This is a genomic window from Neisseria mucosa (assembly GCF_013267835.1).
In the GTDB taxonomy this organism is placed as follows: Bacteria; Pseudomonadota; Gammaproteobacteria; order Burkholderiales; family Neisseriaceae; genus Neisseria.
Genome location: NZ_CP053939.1, coordinates 1584072 through 1607444, shown reverse-complemented (window position 1 = coordinate 1607444; position 23373 = coordinate 1584072). Strand labels below are relative to the sequence as shown.

Here is a 23373-nt window from a genome sequence, read left to right as displayed (position 1 = left end):
TTATTCTTGCACAAAAGTACCGAAAGTTACGGTTAACCGTTTGGAATGTTTGAAATCGAACGGTATTTGCGTTAATATGTCGTATGCATTTATATGGAATGGGGCCGTGTTCTACTGTCGATGTGGCAGTGTCGGCGGGGTGGGTAAAACCGTCCTGCAGACGGCCCGGTTGATTCAATCTGACACGTTATAGGAAAACCCTGATGAAGAAATTTTTATTTGGTGTATTTGCCGCCATGTGTACGGCGTTCTCTTTGGCTGCCGTGAACGTCAATACCGCCTCTTCTGCGGAACTGGAGGCATTACCGGGTATCGGCCCGGCTAAGGCGAAGGCGATTGTGGAATACCGTCAGAAGAACGGTGCGTTCAAATCGGTGGAGGAGCTGAAAAACGTGAAGGGCATCGGTGATGCGGTGCTGAACAAGTTGAAGGCGGAGGCGACGGTTTCTTCTGCCGCGCCTAAGGCCGCCCAGCCTGCCGTGAAAAAATAAGCCGGACTCTGCCTATATGCCGCCCTGCGGCCGAACCGTTTGCCGGTTGGGCCCGGGGCGGCTTTGTTTGGGGGCGGGGATGAAGCTTGAACCAGTGGGGGCTTCCGTTGGGTAAAGGGATAAACGGATAGGACGCCTATTGGATAGGGATATAAAAGATAAAGGGAAGAAAGATATGTACTTAAAGGCATTTGACGGAAAACGGAATGGGGCAACTGTGCAGAGGGGGTATTCTTTGGTACAGCTGTTGGTGGTGATGCTGCTGGTTTCGATCTTGGCGGCGGCGGCCTTTACGGCCTATCGGGAATCGGTCCGCTCGGCCAACCTGCGTGCGGCGCATGCCGCGCTGCTGGAAAATGCGCGCTTTATGGAGCAGTTCTATGCGAAAAAGGGCAGCTTTAAGCTGACGTCGACGAAGTGGCCGGAATTGCCGGTGAAGGAGGCGGGCGGTTTCTGTATCAGGATGAGCGGCCAGGCTAAGGGTATCCTGGAGGGTAAGTTTACCTTGAAGGCGGTGGCGCTGGACAGGGAGGCGGAGCCGAGGGTGCTGCGCTTGAACGAGTCGTTGACGGCGGTGGTGTGCGGGAAGATGAAAGGGAAGGGCAGTTGTACGGACGGCGAGGAGATATTTAGGGGTAATGATGCGGAGTGTAAGCCTTTTATGGGGTAGGAGAATTGAAGAGGAGAGATCTAACAGAATAAACCTCAAGTAGCAAAGAGAGGAGATGAAATATTTAGTCTTATCAGATTGGCACACTATCAATTTTCAGACGGCCCTTTGTTATAATCTTCTCTTTCCCTGAACATAAAACTGGTCGTCTTATGGAAGTCATCCAATACCCAAATTCCCCTTTCAAACTCCACCAACCCTTCCCCCCAGCCGGTGACCAGCCTACTGCCATTGCCGGCCTGCTCGAAGGGCTTTCAGACGGCCTGGCCTATCAAACTCTGCTCGGCGTAACCGGTTCGGGCAAAACCTATACCATGGCGAACGTCATCGCCCAAAGCGGCCGACCCGCTATCATTATGGCGCACAACAAGACCCTTGCTGCCCAGCTCTACGCCGAAATGCGTGAATTTTTCCCCGAAAACGCAGTGGAATATTTCGTCTCCTACTACGACTATTATCAGCCCGAAGCCTATGTGCCCAGCCGCGATTTGTTCATCGAAAAAGACAGCGCGATCAACGAACACATCGAACAAATGCGCCTTTCCGCCACCAAGAACTTGATGACGCGCGACGACGTGATTATCGTCGCCACCGTGTCCGCCATTTACGGTATCGGCGACCCGACCGAATATCAACAAATGGTGTTGTCCGTCAAAGAAGGCGACACCATCGAGCAGCGCGACATCATCGCTACGCTCGTTTCCATGCAGTACGAACGCGGAGATTTAGACTTCAAACGCGGCAGCTTTCGCGTGCGCGGCGACGTGATTGATGTGTACCCCGCCGAAAGCTCCGAAAATGCCCTACGCATCAGCCTGTTTGACGACGAAATTGACCGCCTCGATATGTTCGATCCGCTTTCAGGTAGCCTTATCCAACGTGTCGGCCGCTATACCGTCTTCCCGTCCAGCCACTACGTTACCCCGCGCGAAACCGTATTGCGCGCCTGCGAGTCCATCAAAGAAGAGCTGCGCGAACGCATCGAATTTTTCGCCCGCGAACAACGCCCCGTCGAACAACAACGCATCGAACAGCGCACACGATTCGACCTCGAAATGCTCTACGAAATGGGCTTCTGCAAAGGCATCGAAAACTACTCCCGCCACTTCTCCGGCAAAAAAGAAGGCGAACCGCCTCCCACGTTGATGGACTACCTGCCCGACAACGCCATCATGTTCATCGACGAAAGCCACGTTACCGTTACCCAAATCGGCGGCATGTACAAAGGCGACGCATCGCGCAAGCAAAACCTCGTCGATTACGGCTTCCGCCTGCCTTCCGCACGCGACAACCGACCGCTCAAATTCCACGAATTTGAAAAAGTCATGCCGCAAACCATCTTCGTTTCCGCCACCCCCGCCAAATACGAAGAAGAACACGCTGGACAAGTCGTCGAACAAGTCGTCCGCCCCACAGGGCTGGTCGACCCCCAAATCATCATCCGCCCCGTCGCCACCCAAGTCGATGACTTAATGAGCGAAATCAACGACCGCATCCAAAAAGGCGAACGCGTGCTCGTTACCACCCTCACCAAACGCATGGCGGAGCAACTCACCGACTATTACAGCGAACTCGGCATCAAAGTGCGCTACCTGCATAGCGACATCGACACCGTAGAGCGCGTTGAAATCATTAGAGATTTGCGGCTCGGCCTGTTTGACGTACTTGTCGGTATCAACCTCTTGCGCGAAGGCTTGGACATCCCTGAAGTCTCCCTCGTCGCCATCCTCGACGCCGACAAAGAAGGCTTCCTGCGCTCCCACCGCAGCCTGATTCAAACCATGGGCCGCGCCGCGCGCAACGTGAACGGCGTCGCTATCCTGTACGCCGACAAAATCACCGACTCCATAAAAGCCGCCATCGACGAAACCGAACGCCGACGCGAAAAACAGATTAAATTCAACGAAGAACACGGCATCGTGCCGCAGCAGATTAAAAAACAAGTCAAAGACATCATCGACGGCGTGTACCACGAAGAAGACAGCGGTAAAGGTCGTCTGAAAGGCAAAAACAAGGTTAAAGTCGGCGAAATCCACAACGAAGAAGACGCGATTAAAGAAATCGCCAAACTCGAAAAAGCCATGCAGCAGGCGGCTAGGGATTTGCAGTTTGAAGAGGCTGCTGTGTTGCGGGATAGGATTCGGGGGATTAAAGAGAATTTGTTGTTTGGGGCAGAGTGACGGATAAGTTTGATATTATTCTTGAAATTTATGTAAATAGTCCAATTTATATACAGATGATCTTCAATCTAAATAAATTAGAGGAGCTGTGATGGATAATGCTTTTTGTACTATAAATAACCAAACTTACAATGCGTATCAATTTTCTCAACTTGATATAGGGACTATCTCTCAATTAAGGAGATTCCTTGAATGTCCGACTTGCCATGCTCCCGCTTTTTTTAGAAAAGCGGCTAGAAATGGGCAGGCTGCCTGTTTTGGAGCTCGCCCTCATAATGATGGGTGTATTGAAAGTGCTCCATTAAGTAGATTGATCAATGGAGAAAATGATGATGAAGATGTTTTGCATAATGATGGGCAGCGGATTGTATTAGACCTTAACTATGGTGCAGCAGAAGCAGTAAATCATATTAATGATGATATGAATGAAAATGGAGCAGGGAGAGGAGTACGATTTAGAGGAAATGGTAATCGTCCTAATGCAGTAGCCCATCGCCGTTTAAGTACTATGTTAAGAAGCCTAGTTATTAATCCAGTGTTTCGAGTTTCAGAACAAGAGATTGAAATTGAAGATGAAATTCGAACTATATCTAATTTTTTTGTCTCATTCCATGAGATTAACCAAACTCATATAGGCCGGTTTTGTGGATACTGGGGGCAAATTGCTGATGTTAAAGAGGGAAATTATGAGGCTATTTGGCTTAATTCTGGTACGCGAGATGATGTTAGTCTATGCTTGCCGTCACAAATGCAACGAATTTTCTTCGAACGATTTGATATCAATGATGTGGAAGATTTAGTGGGATCTTATATTTTATGTTTGGGAAATTTAAAAATATCGCAAAATAATAAAAAATATATTGTGATTGATGAATTAGCATTTGTAACTTGTTATTAAAAAGCAGCAAGCCGTAGTCCGCTTCTCTACCAACCGCGTGCCACCCTACCTGCGAACGGCACAAACTTTAAAACCGAGGTGTAGGGTGTGTGCGGTACGCACGCACGCGTTTTTTGCCGTTCAAACCATTGGTTCAAACTTTCAGACGACCTCAAACGTCGTCTGAAAAACTCTTAGAGCAAAGGTCGTCTGAAAACCGTGAATCCGTTTTCAAACGACCTTTGTTTCATTTCAGGCAACGAATATAATAACGCATAGGCTGATTCCCACCAGTTGATTCAAAGCCCAACGATAATCCATTTAAAAAAAGAATCCGACCATCATGACCTATCCGCAAGCCTTGCAACAACTTCAATATTGGCTCGCAAACAGCCAAGCATCTCACGCCAACCATCTGAATTTTAATGTACATCCCCTTTCAACTGATGAATTGCAGGCGATACGCGGATATACGCAGAACAAGCTGCCTGAAAGCTATTATTTATTTTTACAGCAATGTGGCACGGGGGATTTTTTCTATTCGTGGTACATCAGCATGATCGATCAAACCGTATCGCAAACGCCCAAAATAGAAATCTACAATCTCGTCCAACTGCAAGAACAAAATCTCTATTACCAACAACTATTGCGCGAAGAACTTGACGACCTGCCGCCTGACGAACACCCCGACATAGGCGAAATCTTTATTATCGGAGCGCATCACAGCATGGGAGATTGGTTCGGCTTCGACCTTTCCCGTACCGAACCTAACTTCGATATTTTTATCCACGATGCTGCCAATCCCGCCACCTATGCCGAAGAGGCCCAATGGCGACAGTTTGAAGATTGGATCATCCGTTGCGTGGAAAGTGAGGGAGAAGATACGCTTTAAATGGTGGCATAAGTAAAACACAGTGAGGTAAAGTGGGTACTCATTAGCCATGTATTTCTGCTAACCATGCTTGAGTGGCTACGCCAAACAATAAGGCCGTCTGAAAACCATTTAAAGTTTTCAGACGGCCTTATTGTTTATATTGCTTCAAAATCTAGCAGTCAAACTCGGCGATTACCGGTGCGTGGTCGCTGGGGCGTTCTTGGGCGCGGGTTTCTAGGTCGACGGTGACGTCGGTAAGGTTGGCGGCAAGTTCGGGGCTGGTGAGGATGTGGTCGATACGCAGGCCGAGTTTGCGTTGGAACATGGCGCCGCGGTAGTCGAACCAGGTGTAGAACGCGCCTTCGGGGTGGACTTTGCGCAGGCTGTCGGTCAGGCCGAGGTCGAGCAGGTTTTTAAACCATTGTCTTTCGATGGAGGAACAATGGATTTTTTCGTGCCATTTTTCGGGGTCGTAGCAGTCGGCATCGGCCGGGGCGATGTTGAAGTCGCCGAGCAGGACGAGTTTGGGGTGGGCGGCCATTTCGGCGCGGACGAACTCGGTCAGTGCGGCAAACCATTGTTCTTTGTATTGGAATTTGGGGCTGTCCAGTGCTTCGCCGTTGACGCAATAGACGTTGATGACACGCACGCCGTTGATGGTGGCGGCAATGACGCGGCGTTGCGGGTCGTCGGGGAGGGCGGGCAGGCCGCAATGTACGTCTTGCGGTTCGTGGCGGCTGATGATGGCGACGCCGTTGTAGGTTTTTTGGCCGCTCCAGACGCAGTGCCAGCCCATCATTTGCAGGGCGGCGGCCGGGAATTTGTCTTGGTCGAGTTTGAGTTCTTGTAAGGCGAGGATGTCGGCTTGGTGGTCGGCCAGCCAGTTTTGTACTTGGGGCAGGCGGACGTTGAGGGAATTGACGTTCCAAGTGGCGATTTTCATGATGTTTCCGTGTGTGCTGTTGGGTGGGAGGGCGGTGGATTGCGCCTGTGGGCATGGGCGGTATTGTATAGCGGATTGGTTTATTTTTCGATATGGGCTGAAAGGGGCAGGCCGTCTGAAAGCTGATGTTTCAGACGGCCTTGTTGTTGTGATGTGGAATAATTTGTTTATTCGGCTGGGTCTTTGAGTGTACGCAGGGTATTGAGGATGGTGGCGGCTTCTTCGGAGATGAGGTGATATTCGATGATGCGGTGGTAGCGCGTGAAATCGATGATGCCTTCGGTGCGCAGGCGTGCGAGGTGGTTGGCGATGCCGGTCGGGGAAGAGCCGAGTGCTTGTGCCAGTTCGGTAATGCTGCGGTCGTCGTCGAGCAGCAGGAAAAGGATGGCCATGCGTTCGGGGTTGGCAATCAGTTTGAGAATGGTAGAGAGACGTTTGATTTCCATGTTTTTGTTCCTTTTATTATATGAACGCTTGATATTGGTTAAATTGGGATGATTGTAGTTCTTATTACGATTATTCTTATAATTCAAAATCTTAAGTTGGAAGTGTACACGGTTCTGTAAATTTTGAGGGTATTGTGTTGCAATTTTTTTGTTAATTTTTGATATTTTGTTTCGGTTGCGAAACTGGATTGAAAAGAGACGAAAAGGCCGTCTGAAATGTTCCGTTGCAGATGATTTTGCTGACGGATGTTTCAGACGGCCTTTGATTTGGCTTTAAGTTGTTTTTTCTTTTGCGGTTATTTGGTTTGGATGGATTAATTGGTTTTAAACGAATAATGGGTTTTTATGCCAAAAGCTATGCGTCAAGGGCTTCGGCCGCTTGGGCGTGTTGTCGAAATGCGACTACTTTTTCTTCCAGCCTGCGGTCATGGCGAAGGTGATGGGATCGTAGTATTTCGGCAGCTTGGACGGAATGCCCACATCGTTACGGTACACGACGCGGTAGCGGTCGGCGAACCAGTTTGGAACGATGGTGTATTGGTGGCGGATCAGTCGGTCGAGCGCGCGCGAGGTGGTTTGCAGCTCTTGGCGGTTGGTGAAGCTGTTGAAATGGGTCAGCAGTTTTTCAACCGCGGGATGACAGACGCCGGACAGGTTGCGGCTGCCTTCGGTTTTGGCGGCGGCGCAGCTGAAGTAGTCGTATTGCTCGTTGCCGGGGCTTTCGCTGTTGCCGTAGTAGCCGGTGGTTACGTCAAAATCGAAGTCGTTCATGCGTTTTTGGTACACGGCGGAATCGGCGGTGCGCACGTTCATGGTAATGCCGATTTTGGCGAGGTCGCGCTGCCATTTGGCGGTAATGCGTTCGTAGTTTTTGCTTGGGGCGAGGAATTCAAAGGTCAGCGGTTTGCCTTGTTTGTCGACTGCTTTGCCGTTTTTGTATTGATAGCCGCCTTTTTCAAGCAGGGCGCGTGCTTTGAGCAGGTTCGGGCGCACGCCCAGTTTGGGGTCGGTAACCGGCGGCATAGGAACGTCTTGATCCAATACGCCGTCGGGCAGCTTGGTGCCCAATGATTTGAGCAATGCGGTTTCTGCACGGTCGGGTTTGCCGGTTGCGGCCATGGTGCTGTTGGTGAAGAAGCTGTCGGTGCGGCGGTATGCGCCGTAGAAGATGCGGCTGTTGACGCTTTCGTAGTCGAAACTTTCAATCAAGGCGCGGCGGACGTAAATATTGTCCAAGGGCTTGTGGCGCATATTGATGACGAAGCCTTGCATGCCGGCGGTGCTGTTTTGCAGCCATTCGTGTTTGGACAGGTTGCGTTTTTTGAGGACTTCGTCGGAGTAGGCGCGCGCCCAGTTGCGGGCGACGTTTTCTTGTACGAAGTCATATTGGCCGCCTTTTAACCCTTCGATGCGGACGACTTCGTCTTTGACGTATTTGATGCGGATGTGGTCGTAGTTGTAGCGGCCTTTGCGTACGGGCAGGTTTTGCGCCCAGTAGTTTTTGTCGCGGACAAACTCGCTGATGCGGCCATTTTCGGCTTTGGCAAAACGGTAGGGACCGGAGCCGATGGGCAGGCTGTTGGGCGCGGCGGCCAGGCCTTTGGGATAGCTTTTATGCGAGAAGACGGGCAGGCTGCCGAGAATCATGTGCAATTCTGAGTTGCGTTGCTTGAAGCGGAACACGACGGTGCGGTCGTTGGGCGTTTCTACTTTGGCCACGTCGCTCCAGTAGAAGTGGTACATGGGGGCGGCGGCTTTGTCTTTGGTCAGGATATTAAATGAAGCGGCAACGTCTTTGGCCAAAACAGGGTCGCCGTTGTGGAATTTGGCTTTGGGGTTGATTTTGAAGGTAACGGAAAGGCCGTCAGGCGCCAGGGCGATGTCTTCGGCAATCAGGCCGTAAACGGCGTAAGGTTCGTCCATGCTTTGCTCGGTCAGGGTGTCGAGTGTCAGCATGCTGATGCCGTATTCGTGGTTGCCTTTGAGGGTAAAGGGGTTGAGCGTGTCAAAAGCACCGAGGAAAGGCGTGGTAAATGTGCCGCCTTTGGGGGCGTTGGGGTTGACGTATTCGAAAGCGGTGAAGTTGGCCGGATATTTGGGCGGTTGGCCGAGGCCTACGCCGTGGGCGGCAAAGGCGGCAGATGGAATCAAACCGAGCAGAGAGAGTAGGGCTGGTGTTTTCATCTATTTTTCCTTGTAGGTTGAATATTGTATTCAGTAGTGTGCCGATTATAGCAAAGGCCGTCTGAAACTTGATATTTTTGCTTTCAGACGGCATCAGGTTTAAGAGGATTGTTTTTTTGTATGGGCGCCGAACTCGGCAAGCGTCATGTTCAAGGTTTCCAAGCAGGGCTGCATGATGTGGTCAACCGTTTGATTGACCTTGTCTTTGTTGAGCGTTTGCGGGCGGTAGACAAAGAGTTTGAACAGCTCCGCCAAGTCGATGGACTCCGCCCCAGTTTTCAAGACCCAGCCTTGGCGGCCGGAATAGACATAACCGTGTCGCGCCAGTTTTTCCAAAAGCTCGCCCAATTCGTCAAAGCCCATATTGATATGCCGTCTGAACTCCTGCACCGGCAACGCCTTGCCGTTTTGTTGGGCAGAATCGAGCAGCAGCAGGATTTTCAATACATCGTCAAAGCGGCCACGCGCATCCAGACTGCGGCGGAACGCTTCGCCGCGCCAGTAGGACAGGGACGAGGTTAAAACCGCGCCGCCCAATACCAGCGTCCATAACAGGTTGAGCCACAACAGGAAAAACGGTACTGCGGCAAATGCGCCGTAAATCGATTTGTAGCCGTCAAAGTTGCCCATGTACCAAGCGAACAAAAAGCGTGCCGTTTCCAAGCAAAACGCCGTTACGGCCGCGCCGACCAAAGCATGGCTGGCCGGTACGAAACGGTTGGGCACAAAGCGGTACAAGCCCCACAGCAGCACCGTAATAAATGAAACCGCAGTGATAACCCTCAGCCATTCCGAGCCGCCCACCAATTGCACCTGGCCGATTACGACCGACAGCCCCACGCCCAAAGACAAAGGCCCAAACGTCAGCAACGCCCAATACACCAAAAACTGCATCATCCAAGGCCGTTGCGAATTGACGCGCCAAATCCGGTTGAACGCATTGTCTATCGTCCGAATCAGCATCAGCGAGGTTACGACCAACATCACACTGCCGATGGCCGTCAGCTTGGTGGCCTTATCGCGGAACGCATTGATGTAGTCAAACACCATATCCGCGCCCTGCGGCACAATGGTGCGGTTGATAAAAGAGACAAATTCCCCCGACCATTGGTCGAAAACGGGGAAGGCCGAAGCGATGACGACCATCACCGTCAACACGGGCACCAAAGCCAAAAGCGTCGTAAACGTCATGCTTGCCGCCACCTGCGGCACACGCTCGTCATCAAAACGGCGCACGACAAACCAAGCAAACGCCACGCCCTTACTTTTCAAAAAATCTTGCCACCATTGCGAAAACGGCATAACCTTTTCCCACTTTTGAATAGAAATTTTTCTTTTCAGACGGCCCGAGTATTCAAAAGGCCGTCTGAAACCTGACAGCATTGTAACGGAAACTCCAAATGAACCCAAATCCCCTGAAAATCCTCGTCCTCTTTTATTCCCAAAACGGCAGCACGCGCAACCTTGCCCGCCAAATCGCGCGCGGTATCGAAAGCGTGGACGGTTGCGAAGCCGTGTTGCGTACCGTTCCCAAAGTTTCCACCGTTTGCGAAGCCGTTGAAAAAGCCGTTCCCGACGAAGGCGCGCCCTACGCGACTGCCGAAGATCTCAAAAATTGCGCCGGCCTCGCGCTCGGCAGCCCGACACGTTTCGGCAATATGGCCGCCGCGATGAAATACTTTATCGACGGCACCATTCCCCTTTGGCTCGGTGCAGAACTCGTCGGCAAACCTGCCACCGTATTCACCAGCACATCTTCTCTGCACGGCGGCCAAGAAAGCACCCTGCTGACCATGATGCTGCCCCTGTTACACCACGGCATGGTCATCAGCGGCATTCCCTATACCGAGTCAGCGCTCAGCAATACCCAAAGCGGCGGCACGCCTTACGGCGCAAGCCATGTTTCCGGCCACGACAGCAAGCCGGCATTGACCGCCGAAGAAAACGACATTGCCTTTGCACAAGGTAAACGTTTGGCAGAATTGGCACGAAAATTGGCAGACTGATTTTTTGTGATAAAAAGATTGAGGCCGTCTGAAAACCTGATGATTCAGTTTTCAGACGGCCTTTTTAGTTATTTATAACTAGCAAACAAATAAATATTTCTAATTAAACAAACTACTTAGAAAATAGGGATTGGAACATAGTTTCATCGGACTACATCTTTTTGATAGAATCTGCCACTAAATTAAAACATCAGCTAACTGGAGAAGCTATGTCACTACCCGTATTTCCCTATGGCAAATTAAGCTTTGCCGTCAGTCTGGCTTTGTGTTCGGCGTATTCTTTCGCAACTGAAGTAGAAAATACCCAGCTGCAAGAACATGTCGATTTGCCGACAGTTACCGTCCAAGGTGTCGGAAAACAGACTACTTCCAACTACACCATTCCCGCATCTTCCGCCGCGACAGGCATCCGCCTGACCCAGCGTGAAACGCCACAGTCCCTGTCTGTCGTAACGGCAAAACAAATCGAAGACCAAGGCTTGGACAGCCTGCAGGACGTATTGAAACAAACACCGGGCGTGTTCCACAGCAAAATGGGCAACAACGTCTCCGGCCATAGCCAATTTATTTCGCGCAGTCAGGCGATTGACAGCATTTCCGTGGATGGCGCGCCCAAATTCCTTTACGACGGTAAAGCCATCCGCCGCGGCACCAATAATCTGGACAGCACGTTGTACGAACAAGTCGTCGTCGTGCGCGGCGCAAGCGGTTTGTCCAACGGCGGTATGGGCGAGCCGGGCGGTACGGTTGCGTTGGAACGCAAAAAACCGACTGCCAAACCTGCCATCAGCGTAGAAGCCGGTGTCGGTTTGTGGAACCACTACCGCTTCGTCCTTGATGCCAATCATCCTCTGAATGCAGACAATACCTTGCGCGGCCGCGCTATTTTGGTCAGCGACCATGGAGGCGATTACCTGCCGAACACATCGCGCCATAATCACACTTTCTACGGTACGTTGTCTTACGATATCACGCCGCAAACCCAATGGCGCCTCGGTACGGAGCTGCATCGTTTCCGCAATACCGGCAGCTCGCGTTTCAGCTATCTGACAGCAGCAGGTAATCGCAAAGACGGATTCAAACCGTTTGAATCTTCGCCACGCAGCAATTCTTCCGCACGCTGGGCATACGGCAAAGACAACAGTGCCGAAGTATTCACTTCCCTTAGCCATGAGTTTGACAACGGCTGGAAACTGACTGGTGATTACAGCCATGTTTCGGGTAAAAACGACATCGTTTCAGGCATTGCCGGTACATTTGAAATCAATCCCGATTACTCTGCACTTTTCACTTCAGACCGCGACCGCAGCAAATACCGCGATCAGAATTTTGCGCTGGCCTTGGACGGCAATTATCCAGCGCTGGGCCGCTCGCACGAGTTCAATGTCGGCATCAGCTATCAGGACAACAAAGAAAACCTGTCTTTCTATGAAGAAGGCGAGTCGATGATTCCCGATTTGCGTAAATTTGACGGCAACATCGCCAAACCCGATATGCCGTATCTGCGCGATGGTTTTTCACGCATGAAAAACCTGTCGGTTTACGGCTCGACCCGTTTCAAACTGACCGACAAACTCGCCTTTATCGGCGGCAGCCGTTTTGTGGATTGGCGTTACCGTTACAGCACCAGCCGTAACAAATTCGCACACAGCAGCCACAAACAAAACGTTTTCATTCCTTATTTGGGCGTAACCTACGACATCGGCGACAATCTGACCGCCTATGCATCCTACACCACCATTTTCCGTCCGCAAGTGCGTTACCTGACTAAGGACGGCGCGGCGCTCAAACCGCAGCGCGGCAAAACCTACGAGACCGGTTTGAAAGCGTCATGGTTTGACGGCCGTCTGAATGCTTCCGCCTCCGTCTTTATGAACAAACGCGACCATTTGGGCGTTGTCGCAGGTAAATTCGCAAATGGCGAGGAATACTACCGTGCAGCCGACAACACCACGACAAAAGGTGTGGAACTCTCTGTCGGTGGCCGCCTGAGCGATAAATGGCTGTTGAATGCGTCTTATGCACGTTCCAAAATCAAAGACAGCGAAGGGGTTCAACTGCATCCGTCTTACCCGGTTCATTTGTTTAAACTCTTTACCGCGTATGACGTGACCGACCGTTTGAACTTGGGTGCCAACGTCAACTGGCAAAGCCGCAGCCACACACTGGACGAATACCCTGCAGACATCAATCCGGCTGCCGCGGCCGCGTTGACCCAACGCCCATACGCCACGCTGGACTTGACCGCGCATTACAAAATCGGCAAATCCACCCGCATCGGTTTGGACTTTGAAAACGTGTTCAACAAACGCTACCGCACCATGCCGGATATTCACGTCTACGGCACGCCGCGTAGTGTGACTGCGACGGTTAAACACACGTTTTAATTGAAAAGAAAAGTAGTAGAGGCCGTCTGAAAACCTGAATGATCGGGTTTTCAGACGGCCTGAATATTCTCTAACATACTGTTTTGATGTTAAACCTGACTAAAATTTGCTCGGTATCTCGAGTGAAGAAATCAAAATGACAGACACAAAAAAGACCGGAACATATCCGGTCTTTTTAATGTTTTCGCACTTACGCTTGGTAACCTTTCGCTTCGGCAAGCAGGGCCAGCAATTCTTCGGTCGTATCCCAACCGATGCAGGCATCCGTAATACTTTGACCGTAAACTTCAGGCTTGTCTTGGCGGCCTTCAACCAAGTGGCTTTCCACCATCACGCCCATGATGTTTTCTTCACCGGCTTTCAACTGTGCCGCAACATCGCGCGCCACATCCATTTGTTTGCGGAAGTCTTTACGGCTGTTGGCATGGCTGCAGTCCACCATCAGTTTGCTGCTCACGCCGGCTTTTTGAAGCTGCGCAACCGCGTCTTTAACGTGTTCCGCGCTGTAATTAGGCTCTTTACCGCCACGCAAAATCGCATGGCAGTCAGGGTTGCCGCTGGTGTGGACAATCGCGGAATGACCGGCTTTGGTTACAGACAGGAAGTGGTGCGGATGATTGGCGGCGCCGATGGCGTCGATGGCGATTTTCAGGTTGCCGTCCGTACCGTTTTTAAAACCGACAGGGCAGGAGAGGCCGCTGGCCAATTCGCGGTGTACCTGGCTTTCAGTCGTGCGCGCACCAATCGCGCCCCAAGAAATCAGGTCTGCGTAGTATTGCGGCGTAATCATGTCCAAGAATTCAGTCGAAGCAGGCATACCCATTTCGTTCAAAGTCAGCAACAATTGACGCGCTTGGCGCAGGCCGTAGTTGATGTCAAACGTACCGTCCAAGTGCGGATCGTTAATCAGGCCTTTCCAGCCAACGGTTGTACGCGGTTTCTCAAAATACACGCGCATCACAATCAGCAGCTCTTTCTCATATTTTTTGCGCAAGGGCAGCAATTTTTGCGCATATTCTACCGCCGCCTTGGTATCGTGAATCGAACATGGGCCGATGATGACCAGCAAACGGTTGTCGCGGCCGTGAACCAAATCCGAAATTTCATGACGTGTTTTATAAACCAAATTGGCAACCTGAGGCGTAACAGGCAGCTCATACAAATGCGCGATTGGAGGTAATAACTCTTTGACTTCTTTAATTTTAATATCGTCAGTAGGGTGGTGTTGGGACATGATGGACTCTCTTGTTTATTTTTGATACAGGTTACAGGTTTTAGCAGAATTAAACAAGGCTTGATTTTTTGTTTTAGCAATTTTATTCTAAAATTTCTTTATTTTAATTATTTTATGAAATTTAAAATCAGTTTATTTGTTCAAATTGATATTTAATGCTGTTATAAAATTTCGTTTATACAATGGAAAAATTAAGGGTTTATCGAAAATATGGGCCGTCTGAAAAAGTTCAGACGGCCTTGTGAGTTTAAAACAGTCAAAATAGAGATTGCATCACAGTGTGGGCAATATGGCTTTGGTTTCTACTTGTCAGAACGTTTTGCTCAATTCGACAAACATTTTGGTTTTGCCGTATTCGTAGAATTTGTCGTTGCTCCATGTTTTGTTGTGGGCAATGGTCAGGCGCGGGGTGATGCCTTTGAAATGGAGGGCGCGGTGCCATACGCTCAGGGAGGCGGAGGCTTCTTTGTCGCGGCGGTTTTGTTCGTTGCTGAAGAAGCCGGGGGCTTGGTAACGGCGTTGGGCGGCGCTGAGGCGTAGGACGGTGGAGAGGCCTTTGGGCCATTCTTGTCCCCATGTGCCGCGCAGGGCGTAGCGGTTGAAGCTGTCGCTTTTGTCGTCGCGGTTGCGTTCGCGGTAGAGGTCGATACCGGCTACCCAGTATTGGCGCGCGTTGCGGTAGTAAATGATGGAATTGCTGAGCAGTTGGCTGGTGTTGTCGGAATGTTCGCGGCGGCTGTTTTTCAGACGGCCTGCTTCAAATGCGCTGAGGGTTTGCAGCTTGGGTTGCCACCAATGGTTGTAGTGAAGGCGTGCGCCGTTGGTGTAGGTGTAGGGGTCGTTGCCGTAGAAGCGGCGTTCGTGGAACGGAGTAATGCCGATATCGCTGCGCTGGTCGGCGTAGCCGATGCCTGCCGAGAAGCGTGTGGTGAGGTCGTTGTAGTTGGTGTGTTTGGGATAGATTTTGCCGTAATGGTCTGCACCTGCCGTGGCATAGAAGCCGCGGGGCAGCGACCATTTTTTTTCTGCACCGATTTGGTAATGGACGGCGGTGGCATCGATGGGTTCGGGGAATGTCCAGCCTCGGAAACAGTCGTCGTCAGGATAGACAAGGCGCACGGCGCGGCATTGTTCGTCGTTCAGGTGGTTGCCCAGACGGCGTTGGCCGGGAGCTTGGTTGATGTTTTGTTCGCGCGTGATGTTCAGGCCGGCGTTGAATTGCCATGAGTCGCGTTCGCGCAGGGCTTTGCGGTAGGTTTCGATGCGTTCTTGCAAGGCGGGCGGGAGGGATTCGGTTTGCAGTTTGTCGAACTGGTCGGCCGCGGCTTCGTTTTGTTTGTCTTCAAACAAGGCGGTTGCAAGCTGCCAGCGGACGGCGGAAGCGTCGGGCTGCTCGGCGATAAAGCGGCGGTAATGGCCGATGGCTTCGGCGGCTCGCCCTTCGGATTGGGCAAGCAAACCTTTGGCATAGCGCGCCATGGCGCGGTCGTGTTCTGGCCATTGTTCGTAAATTGGCAAAACGGCTTTGATGCCGGGGATATTGTGGGCGACGACGGCGGAATACATGGCGCGTGCCAGTAATTCGGTGTTGGCAAGCAGGGTGTCGGCATCGACGTTGATGATTTTTTCAGACGGCCTGTTTGTCTGTTCGGCAGGGATGTTGTGCGCTTCGGGTTGCAGGGGTTCGGCTGTGTTGACTTGAAGCTCGGGTTTTACGTTGGGCGGCACATCGGCGGCGTAAAGGGAAAGGGGCAGGATGGTAAGGAGGAGCAGACGTTTTTTCATGGCAATGTTGGGGATGTTATCGGTATAAGTGGGCAGATTGTACAATGTTTTGAGTTGGAAATTTTGTAAACTGACGGTCATTTTATCTGAATCAAGGCGACAAAAGGCCGTCTGAAACCTGATGGGATTTCAGACGGCCTTTGTTTACGGTTTGGATTTAGTTTTTGTCCAAATCTAAATCAGCTTTGTATTCGATACGGCCTTGGCCTTTGTCTTCGATGGAAACGTCCAGCTCTTGTTTGCCGCGTTTGAATTTCAGATCGGCATCGTCGTGTTTGATTTCGGACTCGACCACATGGAAACCTTTGCTGCGCGCGTGGGCGATCACTTTTTTGGCCAGGGAAGGAATGGAATTGTGTCGGCCGGAAAGTTCGGCTTCGTATTCAAACTCGCCGTCGCCTTGATGGTCGGCTTTGATGGTGTGTGAGCCTGCCGGACGGTAGATTTCGGAAGGCAGCGGGGAGGCGAATGCCGTGGCGGAGAAAAGAGCCAAAATGCCGGTGGCCAGTAACGATTTTGCTTTGGTCATCGGTTTTCCTTTCTGAAAAGGGTTTGGAGAACGACATCATCTTATCGGCATGCCTGTAGGGCGGCAAGCGGATAAACTCGATTTTACGCGCGGCTACATGATTTGTTTGGAAGGCGTTGATTCTTTGCTTTGGGCCGGTGTTTGCTTGCAGAAAAATACTGAAAGTAAAGGCTTAGCCGAGAAAGAACAATTCGCCGCCGTGTGCCTTCAGCCATTGTTTGGCTTGATCGACATACGGTGTGAGCGAGCGGGTCAGCGCCCAAAATGCAGGGCTGTGGTCGGGGTGGCGCAGGTGGGCGAGTTCGTGCAGGCAGACGTAGTCGGCGACATATTCGGGCACGCCGATGAGCCGCCAGTTGAGGCGGATGCCGGTGGTGTGGCGGCATACGCCCCAGAAGGTTTTGGCGTTGGAAAGGGAAATGGCGCTCGGGGTCAGGCGGGTGCTTCGGATATGGCTTTCGAGGCGCGGCAGTAGATATTCGTGCGCACGTTCGAGCAGGAAGCGGCGCAAATGGGTGAGTTGGGCGGCGGTTTCTTTTTCGGGCAACAGGATTTCAGACGGCCTGATTTGGATGTGGTTTGCTGTGTGGACGGACAAGGCCGTCTGAACGCCTTGATACCAAATCCATTCGGGAAGCGTGTCGGTGGATTTTTGCTGGGCTGGTGTTTTGTTTAGGGTGCGGCGCAGGATGGCCTCGTTGTCGTTCAGCCATTGGGTAAAGTTGCGCTGGGTCACAAACGGCGGGATATTGATGCTGACGGTATCGGCGGAAACGGGGCGCAAGATGAGGTTTTTCTTGGCACTGCGTTTGAGCTGGATATGAATGGTCAGGCCGTCTGAAAGGGTGTGGGTATGGAGGCGGGGCATGGTGTTTGAGGGAAAGGGGCGGGCATGGCGACCCACCCGATGGAATGATTTATTTGGTTTGTGGCGCGAACGGACCTTGTCCGGTAATCAGGGGCTGTTGGCTTTCTATCCATTGCTCGCATTGGGCCATGAGTTCGGCTTCGTTGCCGCTGCTGTAGGCAATGGGTTTGCCGATGATGACGCTGACCGTGCCGGGGTATTTGAGGAAGGAATTTCGCGGCCAAAACTCGCCGCTGTTGAGCGCGACGGGGACGATGTCCATCTCAAACATTTTGGCCATACGCGCGCCGCCGAGTTTGTAGCGGCCTTTTTCGCCGGGCGGCAAGCGTGTGCCTTCGGGGAAAATGGTAATCCAATAGCCTTCGTTTTTACGCGCAAGGCCTTGCTCTATCAGCTGCCTGTTGGCTTCGCGGCTGTTGCTGCGGTCGATGCCGATGGTTTTAACCAGTTTCAAGCCCCAGCCGAAGAAAGGGATTTTGAAAAGTTCGCGTTTGGCAACATAGACTTGCGGCGGAAAAATTTCTTGCAGGGCGAGGGTTTCCCAGCCGCTTTGGTGTTTGGCGCAAATGATGGCGGGGTGGTCGGGAATGTTTTCCGCGCCGCTTAAGGTGTAGTTTAAGCCGATGACGTGCTTGAGCGACCAGTTGAGGATGCGTACCCAAATTTGCGCCATTTTGTGTGCGCCGCCTTGGAAGGGCAGGGCAAGCAGCATAAAGGGGAACAGCAAAATAATGCTGGAGGAAAGGATGAACCAGTAAATCAGGTTGCGGATAATCAGCATATCGGGGAAAAGTCTGTCGTTGGAAGGCCGTCTGAACGCCGGTGTGATCAGGTTTCAGACGGCCTTGTTGTTTGTTTATAAGATGGCTTGCGCGGTTTCTTCGATTTGTGTGTTTTCGCGCATGATGTATTGCGAGAAAGCGAGCAGGTTGTCGAAGATTTGGGTGTGTTCGGGCAGGTCTTGCTCATGTTGGGCCAGCGTTTTTTTGCCTTTGCCGGTCAGGACGAGCGCAGATTTGCCGCCAGCGGCATCAATGGCCTGCAGGTCGCGCAGGCTGTCGCCGACCAGCCAGGTTTCGGCGGCATCGGCCTTGAAGCGTTCGATGATGTCGAGAATCATGCCGGGTTTGGGTTTGCGGCATTCGCAGTTATCAACGGCGGTATGCGGGCAAAACCATATGCCGTCGATGGTGCCGCCGGCTTGAACGGCAAGGCGGTGCATTTTCGCGTGCATTTCGGTCAGGTCTTGCACGGTAAAGTATTTGCGGCCGATACCGGATTGGTTGGTGGCCACAGCGATGGTGTAGCCTGCCTGCGTTAAAAAGGCGATGGCATCCATGCTGCCTTCGATGGGAATCCATTCGTCAACGGATTTGACGAAATCGTCGCGGTCTTGGTTGATGACGCCGTCGCGGTCGAGGATGATGAGTTTCATGGTTCGGGCCCTTATTTTTTTGCTTTCAAACTGCTTTGCCATTTTTCAAAGGCCGTCTGAAAAACGGGTGTCAGTTTGGCGAAGGTTTCCGGGGTGTTTTTGACGTGGTAGAAGCCGCCGAGCGAGGGCGTGTCGAGGGCGAGGACGTAGTCTTCCATAAATGCGCCGTAGCCGTCTTCTTCGTCGGTGTAGTAGAACTCGGTAAACCGTTGGCCGAGTTCGGTAAAGTCGTCCGCCGTCAATGCGCCGTCCATGTGTTTGAGCAGGAAGTGCCGTCCGCTGATTGTGCCTGCAGTCATGGCGGCGAAGTCGGCCGCGGTTTCGGGGGCGGTTTGCCAGACGGGGTTGACGAGGCCTGATTTTGCCGCCCACTGCCAGTACATGCCGATGTGGGTGGCGGCGTTTTCGGGCGGGAGCTGGTCGGGATAGTCTTCGTCGAGGTGGAAACGGATATTGTCGTACATGGACGGGGTTCGTTGGGGGAAAGGGGGTATTGTAGCGGAAAATAATGAATTAGGCCGTCTGAAAGAGGGTGTTTCAGACGGCCTTAAGGGAATTTAACCTTTAAATACGGGAACAAGCTCCATTTGGCTCAATATTTGGGCGGCAATGTTGATGACGCCGAAGAGGAAAACCCAAACCATCAGCCGGAATCCGCCGTAAACTTGGTAGTTTTTGCCGACGCCGAATTTTTTGCGCGAGCGGTAGAGCAGCATGGCTGGGATGATGCCTGTCCAGATGGTGGCGGCCAGGCCGACGTAGCCGATGGCGGTAACGAAGCCGGTGGGGAAGAGCAGGCAGGAAATCAGGGGTGGCAGGAAGGTCAGCGCGGCGGTTTTGGTGCGGCCGGAGATGCTGTCGTTCCATTTGAAGATGTCGGCAATGTAGTCGAACAGGCCGAGCGTTACGCCGAGGAAGGAGGTTGCGATCGCCATGTAGGAGAACAGGGTCAACACTTTGTCCATATTGCCGGTTTGGGCGAACTTGGACAGCGTTTCGATCAGGACGGAAACTTGTCCTTCTGCGGCGATAACCGGTGCGAATTCGCTGCGCGGCAGGTTGCCTTGGATGGCGATTTGCCAGAGGATGTAAATCACAAGCGCAATCAGCGTTCCTGCCCATAGGGATTTGGCCACTTTGGGCGCGTCGCCTTTAAAGTATTTGAGCAGGCTGGAGACGTTGCCGTGGAAGCCGAATGAGGCAAGGCAGACGGGCAGGGCAGTGGCGGCATAAATCCAGTAGTGGGTGCCGGCAGGGGCTTGGGTGTCGAACAGGACAGGCATTTTGGCGTCGGCAATCAGGCCGCCGGTTGCCCAAATAAAGGTCAATACCATGCCGCCGATGAGGATGCTGGTGAAGCGGTCAACCAAGCGTGCGGATGCCCAAACGCAAAAGGCGAGGATGCCGAAGAAGACGAGTTGGCCGACGGTGAGCGAGATTTCGCCGCCTACCGCGCTGCCGATGCCTTTGGCGGTCAGGTCGCCGCCGACGAAGATGTAGGCGTAAGTGAGCAGGTATAAAACGAAGGCGACGGCAACGCCGTTGATGATGTTCCAAGCCGGGCCGAGCAGGTCTTTGACCATGGTGTCGAAGCTGGCGCCGTGCGGATAATGGGTGTTGACTTCCAAAATCATCAGGCCGCTGGAGAGCATGGAAAACCAGGTGTACAGCAACACGACCAGCGAGCCGGCAAACCAGACGCCGGACGTGGCGGTCGGGTTGGCAAGCATGCCTGCGCCGATAACCGTACCGGCGATAATCATCGCGCCGCCGAATAGGGAAGGGGTTTTGGTTGACATTGTTTGTCTTTCTTCTAGAAATGCGTGGCTGCCATTATGCCGTAAAGTGTAAGAAAAGGTAAAGCAAAGGCCGTCTGAAAACCCGATTGTCGTTTTCAGACGGCCTTTGATGTGTATAAATGCAACTGATTAAATCAATTTTCGCAGTTTCAATTCGTTTTTCAAATAGGCGTAATAAACCGGCGCGACGATGATGCCGCCGATGCCGAAAATGCGTTCAAAGACGACCATTGCCACCAGCAATTCCCATGCGCTGGATTCGATTTCCGAGCCGATGATTTTGGCGTTGAGGAAATATTCGAGCTTGTGGATGACAACGAGGAACACCAGCGAGGCGAGTGCGACGTAAAGCGATGCGCCGAGGCTCAAAATAATGATGATGGTGTTGGAAATCAGGTTGCCCGCCACCGGAATCAGGCCGACGATAAAGGCGACGATCAGGACGGTCATTTTAAACGGCAGCTCAACGCCGAACAGCGGTAAAACCAAGTAAAGGTACAGGCCGGTCAGGAAAGTGTCGATCAGCGAGATTTTGACTTGGGCGAGGAACACGCGTTCAAAGCTGGTTTCAAAATTGACGATGCGGTGCACCAATTCGGCTTTAAACAATGGCATTTTACGGCGGTTTTTACGCATTTTCAGGCGGTGGAAGCTGAGCATGGCGCCGATGATGATGCCGATGAGGATGTACACGAAGGACGTGATGCTGTTTTTACTGATGCGGGTCAGCGCGGCGCGGTATTCGTCAATCAGCTTGATCGCCGAGGCTTTGATTTCGGCCATATTGTTGGGCAGCATATTGAGAATGGCCGCAGGCAGGTCTTGGCTGTTTTTGGTGTCTTCCAAAATCGCCGCCAGTTTTGCCAGCATAAAACCGACATGGCCGCCGTGTATCAGGTGGTAAATGCCCAAAGACATCATCGTGATGATGCTGAACACGATGGCCAGTGTCAGCGTAGTGGAAATCAGGTTGATATTGTGCGCATTGAGCGATTTATGCAGCCGCGTGTTGCGCGGCAAAACACGGCGGCGGAGTTTGAGGATGACGCCGTTGGTGCGCGTAATAAAGATATAGGTCAGGATAACCGACAGCAGCAGCGGCAGCAAATGGTAGTGCAAGACAATCAGCAAAGCCAAACCCATCAGGATATAGGAAGCGTTGCGGAAATTCGGGTTGTCGGTGTGTGAAGCGAGTAAGGACATGTGAAGCCGATAAGGTAAAAAACAAAAAAGCAGGTCAAGCCGTCTGAAAACCATGTTCAGACGGCCTAATTTAATGACGGCGGTTAATCGTGCAATGAGGCCGCGTGTAGCGTGTTTTCCAACAAAGTGGCAATCGTCATCGGGCCGACACCGCCGGGAACGGGCGTAATCATGGACGCGCGTTCTTTGGCGACATCAAACTCCACATCGCCGCACAGGCTGCCGTCTTCCAAGCGGTTGATGCCCACATCGATAACGACGGCGCCGGGTTTGACCCATTCGCCTTTAACAAAATTCGGAATGCCCACGCCGACCACCAAAATATCGGCGGCGGCAACTTCATCGGCAAGGTTTTGCGTAGCGCTGTGGCAGATGGTTACCGTCGCGCGGGACAGCAGCAATTCCAACGCCTGCGGGCGGCCGACAATATTGGACGCGCCGACAATCACGGCTTTTTTGCCTTTCGGGTCGATGCCGTAGGCTTCCAACAAAGTCATCACGCCTTTGGGTGTGCACGGGCGCATCAGCGGCATTTTGACGACCAGGCGGCCGACGTTGTAAGGGTGGAAGCCGTCCACATCTTTATGCGGCACGATACGTTCCAAAACCGCCTGGCTGTCGATGTGGGCCGGCAGCGGCAGTTGCACCAAAATACCGTCGACGGCAGAATCACCGTTCAATTCGTCCACCAGTTTCAACAAATCGTCCTGCGTGGTTTCAGACGGCAGCTCGTAAGAGCGCGATTCAATGCCGCTTTTTTGGCAGGCCAGTTTTTTATTGCGTACATAAACCGCGCTGGCAGGATCGCCGCCGACCAATACCACCGCCAAACAAGGCGTGTGCAAACCTTTTTCCTGGCGCGCCTTTACCGCCTGCGCGACCGCCTCGATGCGTTGCTGGGAGATTTTTTTTCCGTCTATAAGTTGAGCAGTCATGATTTTCCTTCTAAATAGGGACAAATATTGCGTTCAAATTATCGCATTTTTCAGACGGCCTGACACAAAAGAGTGACCCCGATGACGAAACATAAAAATAAATAATGATTAAAAATAATAAGATAAATAAAAAATAGAAAAATAAAGCAAAGTAAGTGTTGACCGGGCTGAAAAGGGTCTGTATAGTTCGGGTCTTCAGTCGGGGCGTAGCGCAGCCCGGTTAGCGCATCTGCTTTGGGAGCAGAGGGTCGTGAGTTCGAATCCCACCGCCCCGACCACAAAATTCTAAGCACGAATCGGCATGAGCGCCCGTAGCTCAACCGGATAGAGCACCGACCTTCTAAGTCGGGGGTTACAGGTTCGATTCCTGTCGGGCGTGCCAATTTTTACGGTGGCTGTAGCTCAGTTGGTAGAGCCCTGGATTGTGATTCCAGTTGTCGTGGGTTCGAGCCCCATCAGCCACCCCAGATGAAAGCCTGCATATTATATGCAGGCTTTTTTCCGTTTATACCCTGAATTTTATTCAA

General features: G+C 52.1%; 21 protein-coding genes and 3 tRNA genes. 10 read left to right on the top strand and 14 right to left on the bottom strand.

The window, feature by feature from the left end; translation table 11 throughout:
* The first annotated feature begins 203 nt into the window (after positions 1–203).
* The 5 genes from FOC66_RS07585 (at position 204) to FOC66_RS07565 (ending at position 5110) form a co-directional block, all read left to right on the top strand.
* Positions 204–491, top strand: a complete 288-nt coding sequence (locus FOC66_RS07585) for a ComEA family DNA-binding protein (RefSeq protein ID WP_003747589.1) — start codon at positions 204–206, stop codon at positions 489–491.
* 175 nt (positions 492–666) lie between these two features.
* Positions 667–1161, top strand: a complete 495-nt coding sequence (locus tag FOC66_RS07580) for a type IV pilin protein (RefSeq protein ID WP_081456519.1) — start codon at positions 667–669, stop codon at positions 1159–1161.
* Positions 1162–1313: 152 nt separating this feature from the next.
* Positions 1314–3341, top strand: a complete 2028-nt coding sequence (gene uvrB / locus FOC66_RS07575; protein WP_003749186.1) for an excinuclease ABC subunit UvrB — start codon at positions 1314–1316, stop codon at positions 3339–3341.
* Between the two features lie 91 nt (positions 3342–3432).
* Entirely contained in the window at positions 3433–4239 is an 807-nt protein-coding gene (locus tag FOC66_RS07570; protein ID WP_003749184.1) for a hypothetical protein, read from the top strand.
* Between the two features lie 322 nt (positions 4240–4561).
* Positions 4562–5110, top strand: coding sequence for an SMI1/KNR4 family protein (locus tag FOC66_RS07565; protein WP_003749181.1), 549 nt, complete (start codon positions 4562–4564; stop codon positions 5108–5110).
* 154 nt (positions 5111–5264) lie between these two features.
* Here the strand turns inward: FOC66_RS07565 and xth are convergent, their stop codons facing one another.
* The 4 genes from xth to FOC66_RS07545 all read right to left on the bottom strand — a co-directional run bounded on the left by xth (position 5265) and on the right by FOC66_RS07545 (position 9967).
* Positions 5265–6035, bottom strand: a complete 771-nt coding sequence (gene xth / locus FOC66_RS07560) for an exodeoxyribonuclease III (RefSeq protein WP_003749180.1) — start codon at positions 6033–6035, stop codon at positions 5265–5267.
* A 167-nt stretch (positions 6036–6202) separates the two neighbouring features.
* Positions 6203–6481 (bottom strand): ArsR/SmtB family transcription factor, encoded by a 279-nt coding sequence (locus FOC66_RS07555; protein WP_003749174.1) that lies wholly within the window; start codon positions 6479–6481, stop codon positions 6203–6205.
* 402 nt (positions 6482–6883) lie between these two features.
* A complete protein-coding gene (locus FOC66_RS07550; protein WP_003749172.1) occupies positions 6884–8665 on the bottom strand; it encodes an extracellular solute-binding protein in 1782 nt (593 codons plus the stop codon).
* Between the two features lie 99 nt (positions 8666–8764).
* Positions 8765–9967 (bottom strand): YihY family inner membrane protein, encoded by a 1203-nt coding sequence (locus FOC66_RS07545; protein ID WP_003749170.1) that lies wholly within the window; start codon positions 9965–9967, stop codon positions 8765–8767.
* 98 nt (positions 9968–10065) lie between these two features.
* Between FOC66_RS07545 and wrbA the strand changes: the two genes are divergently transcribed.
* Together wrbA and FOC66_RS07535 are read left to right on the top strand one after the other, a co-directional pair.
* Positions 10066–10671, top strand: coding sequence for an NAD(P)H:quinone oxidoreductase (gene wrbA, locus FOC66_RS07540; protein ID WP_003749167.1), 606 nt, complete (start codon positions 10066–10068; stop codon positions 10669–10671).
* A gap of 209 nt (positions 10672–10880) precedes the next feature.
* Positions 10881–13058 (top strand): TonB-dependent siderophore receptor, encoded by a 2178-nt coding sequence (locus FOC66_RS07535; RefSeq protein WP_003749165.1) that lies wholly within the window; start codon positions 10881–10883, stop codon positions 13056–13058.
* A gap of 190 nt (positions 13059–13248) precedes the next feature.
* Here the strand turns inward: FOC66_RS07535 and aroG are convergent, their stop codons facing one another.
* The 10 genes from aroG to folD all read right to left on the bottom strand — a co-directional run bounded on the left by aroG (position 13249) and on the right by folD (position 22846).
* On the bottom strand, positions 13249–14292 hold the full coding sequence (gene aroG, locus FOC66_RS07530) for a 3-deoxy-7-phosphoheptulonate synthase AroG (RefSeq protein ID WP_003683923.1): 1044 nt from the start codon (positions 14290–14292) through the stop codon (positions 13249–13251).
* 309 nt (positions 14293–14601) lie between these two features.
* Positions 14602–16077, bottom strand: coding sequence for a surface lipoprotein assembly modifier (locus FOC66_RS07525; RefSeq protein ID WP_172884836.1), 1476 nt, complete (start codon positions 16075–16077; stop codon positions 14602–14604).
* 157 nt (positions 16078–16234) lie between these two features.
* Positions 16235–16606 carry a hypothetical protein gene (locus FOC66_RS07520; RefSeq protein ID WP_003749158.1) on the bottom strand — a complete coding sequence of 124 codons (372 nt, stop codon included), beginning with the start codon at positions 16604–16606 and terminating at the stop codon, positions 16235–16237.
* 172 nt (positions 16607–16778) lie between these two features.
* Positions 16779–17474 (bottom strand): M48 family metallopeptidase, encoded by a 696-nt coding sequence (locus FOC66_RS07515; RefSeq protein WP_003749156.1) that lies wholly within the window; start codon positions 17472–17474, stop codon positions 16779–16781.
* Positions 17475–17523: 49 nt separating this feature from the next.
* Complete coding sequence (locus FOC66_RS07510) at positions 17524–18255, bottom strand: lysophospholipid acyltransferase family protein (RefSeq protein WP_003749154.1); 732 nt, start codon at positions 18253–18255, stop codon at positions 17524–17526.
* A gap of 75 nt (positions 18256–18330) precedes the next feature.
* Positions 18331–18909, bottom strand: a complete 579-nt coding sequence (gene gmhB, locus FOC66_RS07505; RefSeq protein WP_003749152.1) for a D-glycero-beta-D-manno-heptose 1,7-bisphosphate 7-phosphatase — start codon at positions 18907–18909, stop codon at positions 18331–18333.
* A gap of 11 nt (positions 18910–18920) precedes the next feature.
* Positions 18921–19373 (bottom strand): hypothetical protein, encoded by a 453-nt coding sequence (locus tag FOC66_RS07500; RefSeq protein WP_003749149.1) that lies wholly within the window; start codon positions 19371–19373, stop codon positions 18921–18923.
* 93 nt (positions 19374–19466) lie between these two features.
* Complete coding sequence (locus FOC66_RS07495) at positions 19467–20708, bottom strand: aromatic amino acid transporter (RefSeq protein WP_003749145.1); 1242 nt, start codon at positions 20706–20708, stop codon at positions 19467–19469.
* Positions 20709–20837: 129 nt separating this feature from the next.
* Entirely contained in the window at positions 20838–21911 is a 1074-nt protein-coding gene (locus tag FOC66_RS07490; protein WP_003749143.1) for an AI-2E family transporter, read from the bottom strand.
* 83 nt (positions 21912–21994) lie between these two features.
* On the bottom strand, positions 21995–22846 hold the full coding sequence (gene folD / locus FOC66_RS07485; RefSeq protein ID WP_003749140.1) for a bifunctional methylenetetrahydrofolate dehydrogenase/methenyltetrahydrofolate cyclohydrolase FolD: 852 nt from the start codon (positions 22844–22846) through the stop codon (positions 21995–21997).
* Positions 22847–23046: 200 nt separating this feature from the next.
* On the opposite strand from folD, the gene FOC66_RS07480 reads away from it, so the two are divergent.
* From FOC66_RS07480 to FOC66_RS07470, 3 genes are all read left to right on the top strand, one after another.
* Positions 23047–23124 (top strand) — tRNA-Pro (locus FOC66_RS07480).
* A gap of 27 nt (positions 23125–23151) precedes the next feature.
* Positions 23152–23228: transfer RNA gene (locus tag FOC66_RS07475), tRNA-Arg, on the top strand.
* Between the two features lie 9 nt (positions 23229–23237).
* Positions 23238–23313 (top strand) — tRNA-His (locus FOC66_RS07470).
* Positions 23314–23373 lie beyond the last annotated feature (60 nt).

What these genes read in the sequence shown, in the direction of transcription:
- FOC66_RS07585 (WP_003747589.1), top strand. Translation starts at nt 204, where the DNA reads ATGAAGAAATTTTTATTTGGTGTATTTGCCGCCATGTGTACGGCGTTC.
- FOC66_RS07580 (WP_081456519.1), top strand. Translation starts at nt 667, where the DNA reads ATGTACTTAAAGGCATTTGACGGAAAACGGAATGGGGCAACTGTGCAG.
- uvrB (WP_003749186.1), top strand. Translation starts at nt 1,314, where the DNA reads ATGGAAGTCATCCAATACCCAAATTCCCCTTTCAAACTCCACCAACCC.
- FOC66_RS07570 (WP_003749184.1), top strand. Translation starts at nt 3,433, where the DNA reads ATGGATAATGCTTTTTGTACTATAAATAACCAAACTTACAATGCGTAT.
- FOC66_RS07565 (WP_003749181.1), top strand. Translation starts at nt 4,562, where the DNA reads ATGACCTATCCGCAAGCCTTGCAACAACTTCAATATTGGCTCGCAAAC.
- xth (WP_003749180.1), bottom strand. Translation starts at nt 6,035, where the DNA reads ATGAAAATCGCCACTTGGAACGTCAATTCCCTCAACGTCCGCCTGCCC.
- FOC66_RS07555 (WP_003749174.1), bottom strand. Translation starts at nt 6,481, where the DNA reads ATGGAAATCAAACGTCTCTCTACCATTCTCAAACTGATTGCCAACCCC.
- FOC66_RS07550 (WP_003749172.1), bottom strand. Translation starts at nt 8,665, where the DNA reads ATGAAAACACCAGCCCTACTCTCTCTGCTCGGTTTGATTCCATCTGCC.
- FOC66_RS07545 (WP_003749170.1), bottom strand. Translation starts at nt 9,967, where the DNA reads ATGCCGTTTTCGCAATGGTGGCAAGATTTTTTGAAAAGTAAGGGCGTG.
- wrbA (WP_003749167.1), top strand. Translation starts at nt 10,066, where the DNA reads ATGAACCCAAATCCCCTGAAAATCCTCGTCCTCTTTTATTCCCAAAAC.
- FOC66_RS07535 (WP_003749165.1), top strand. Translation starts at nt 10,881, where the DNA reads ATGTCACTACCCGTATTTCCCTATGGCAAATTAAGCTTTGCCGTCAGT.
- aroG (WP_003683923.1), bottom strand. Translation starts at nt 14,292, where the DNA reads ATGTCCCAACACCACCCTACTGACGATATTAAAATTAAAGAAGTCAAA.
- FOC66_RS07525 (WP_172884836.1), bottom strand. Translation starts at nt 16,077, where the DNA reads ATGAAAAAACGTCTGCTCCTCCTTACCATCCTGCCCCTTTCCCTTTAC.
- FOC66_RS07520 (WP_003749158.1), bottom strand. Translation starts at nt 16,606, where the DNA reads ATGACCAAAGCAAAATCGTTACTGGCCACCGGCATTTTGGCTCTTTTC.
- FOC66_RS07515 (WP_003749156.1), bottom strand. Translation starts at nt 17,474, where the DNA reads ATGCCCCGCCTCCATACCCACACCCTTTCAGACGGCCTGACCATTCAT.
- FOC66_RS07510 (WP_003749154.1), bottom strand. Translation starts at nt 18,255, where the DNA reads ATGCTGATTATCCGCAACCTGATTTACTGGTTCATCCTTTCCTCCAGC.
- gmhB (WP_003749152.1), bottom strand. Translation starts at nt 18,909, where the DNA reads ATGAAACTCATCATCCTCGACCGCGACGGCGTCATCAACCAAGACCGC.
- FOC66_RS07500 (WP_003749149.1), bottom strand. Translation starts at nt 19,373, where the DNA reads ATGTACGACAATATCCGTTTCCACCTCGACGAAGACTATCCCGACCAG.
- FOC66_RS07495 (WP_003749145.1), bottom strand. Translation starts at nt 20,708, where the DNA reads ATGTCAACCAAAACCCCTTCCCTATTCGGCGGCGCGATGATTATCGCC.
- FOC66_RS07490 (WP_003749143.1), bottom strand. Translation starts at nt 21,911, where the DNA reads ATGTCCTTACTCGCTTCACACACCGACAACCCGAATTTCCGCAACGCT.
- folD (WP_003749140.1), bottom strand. Translation starts at nt 22,846, where the DNA reads ATGACTGCTCAACTTATAGACGGAAAAAAAATCTCCCAGCAACGCATC.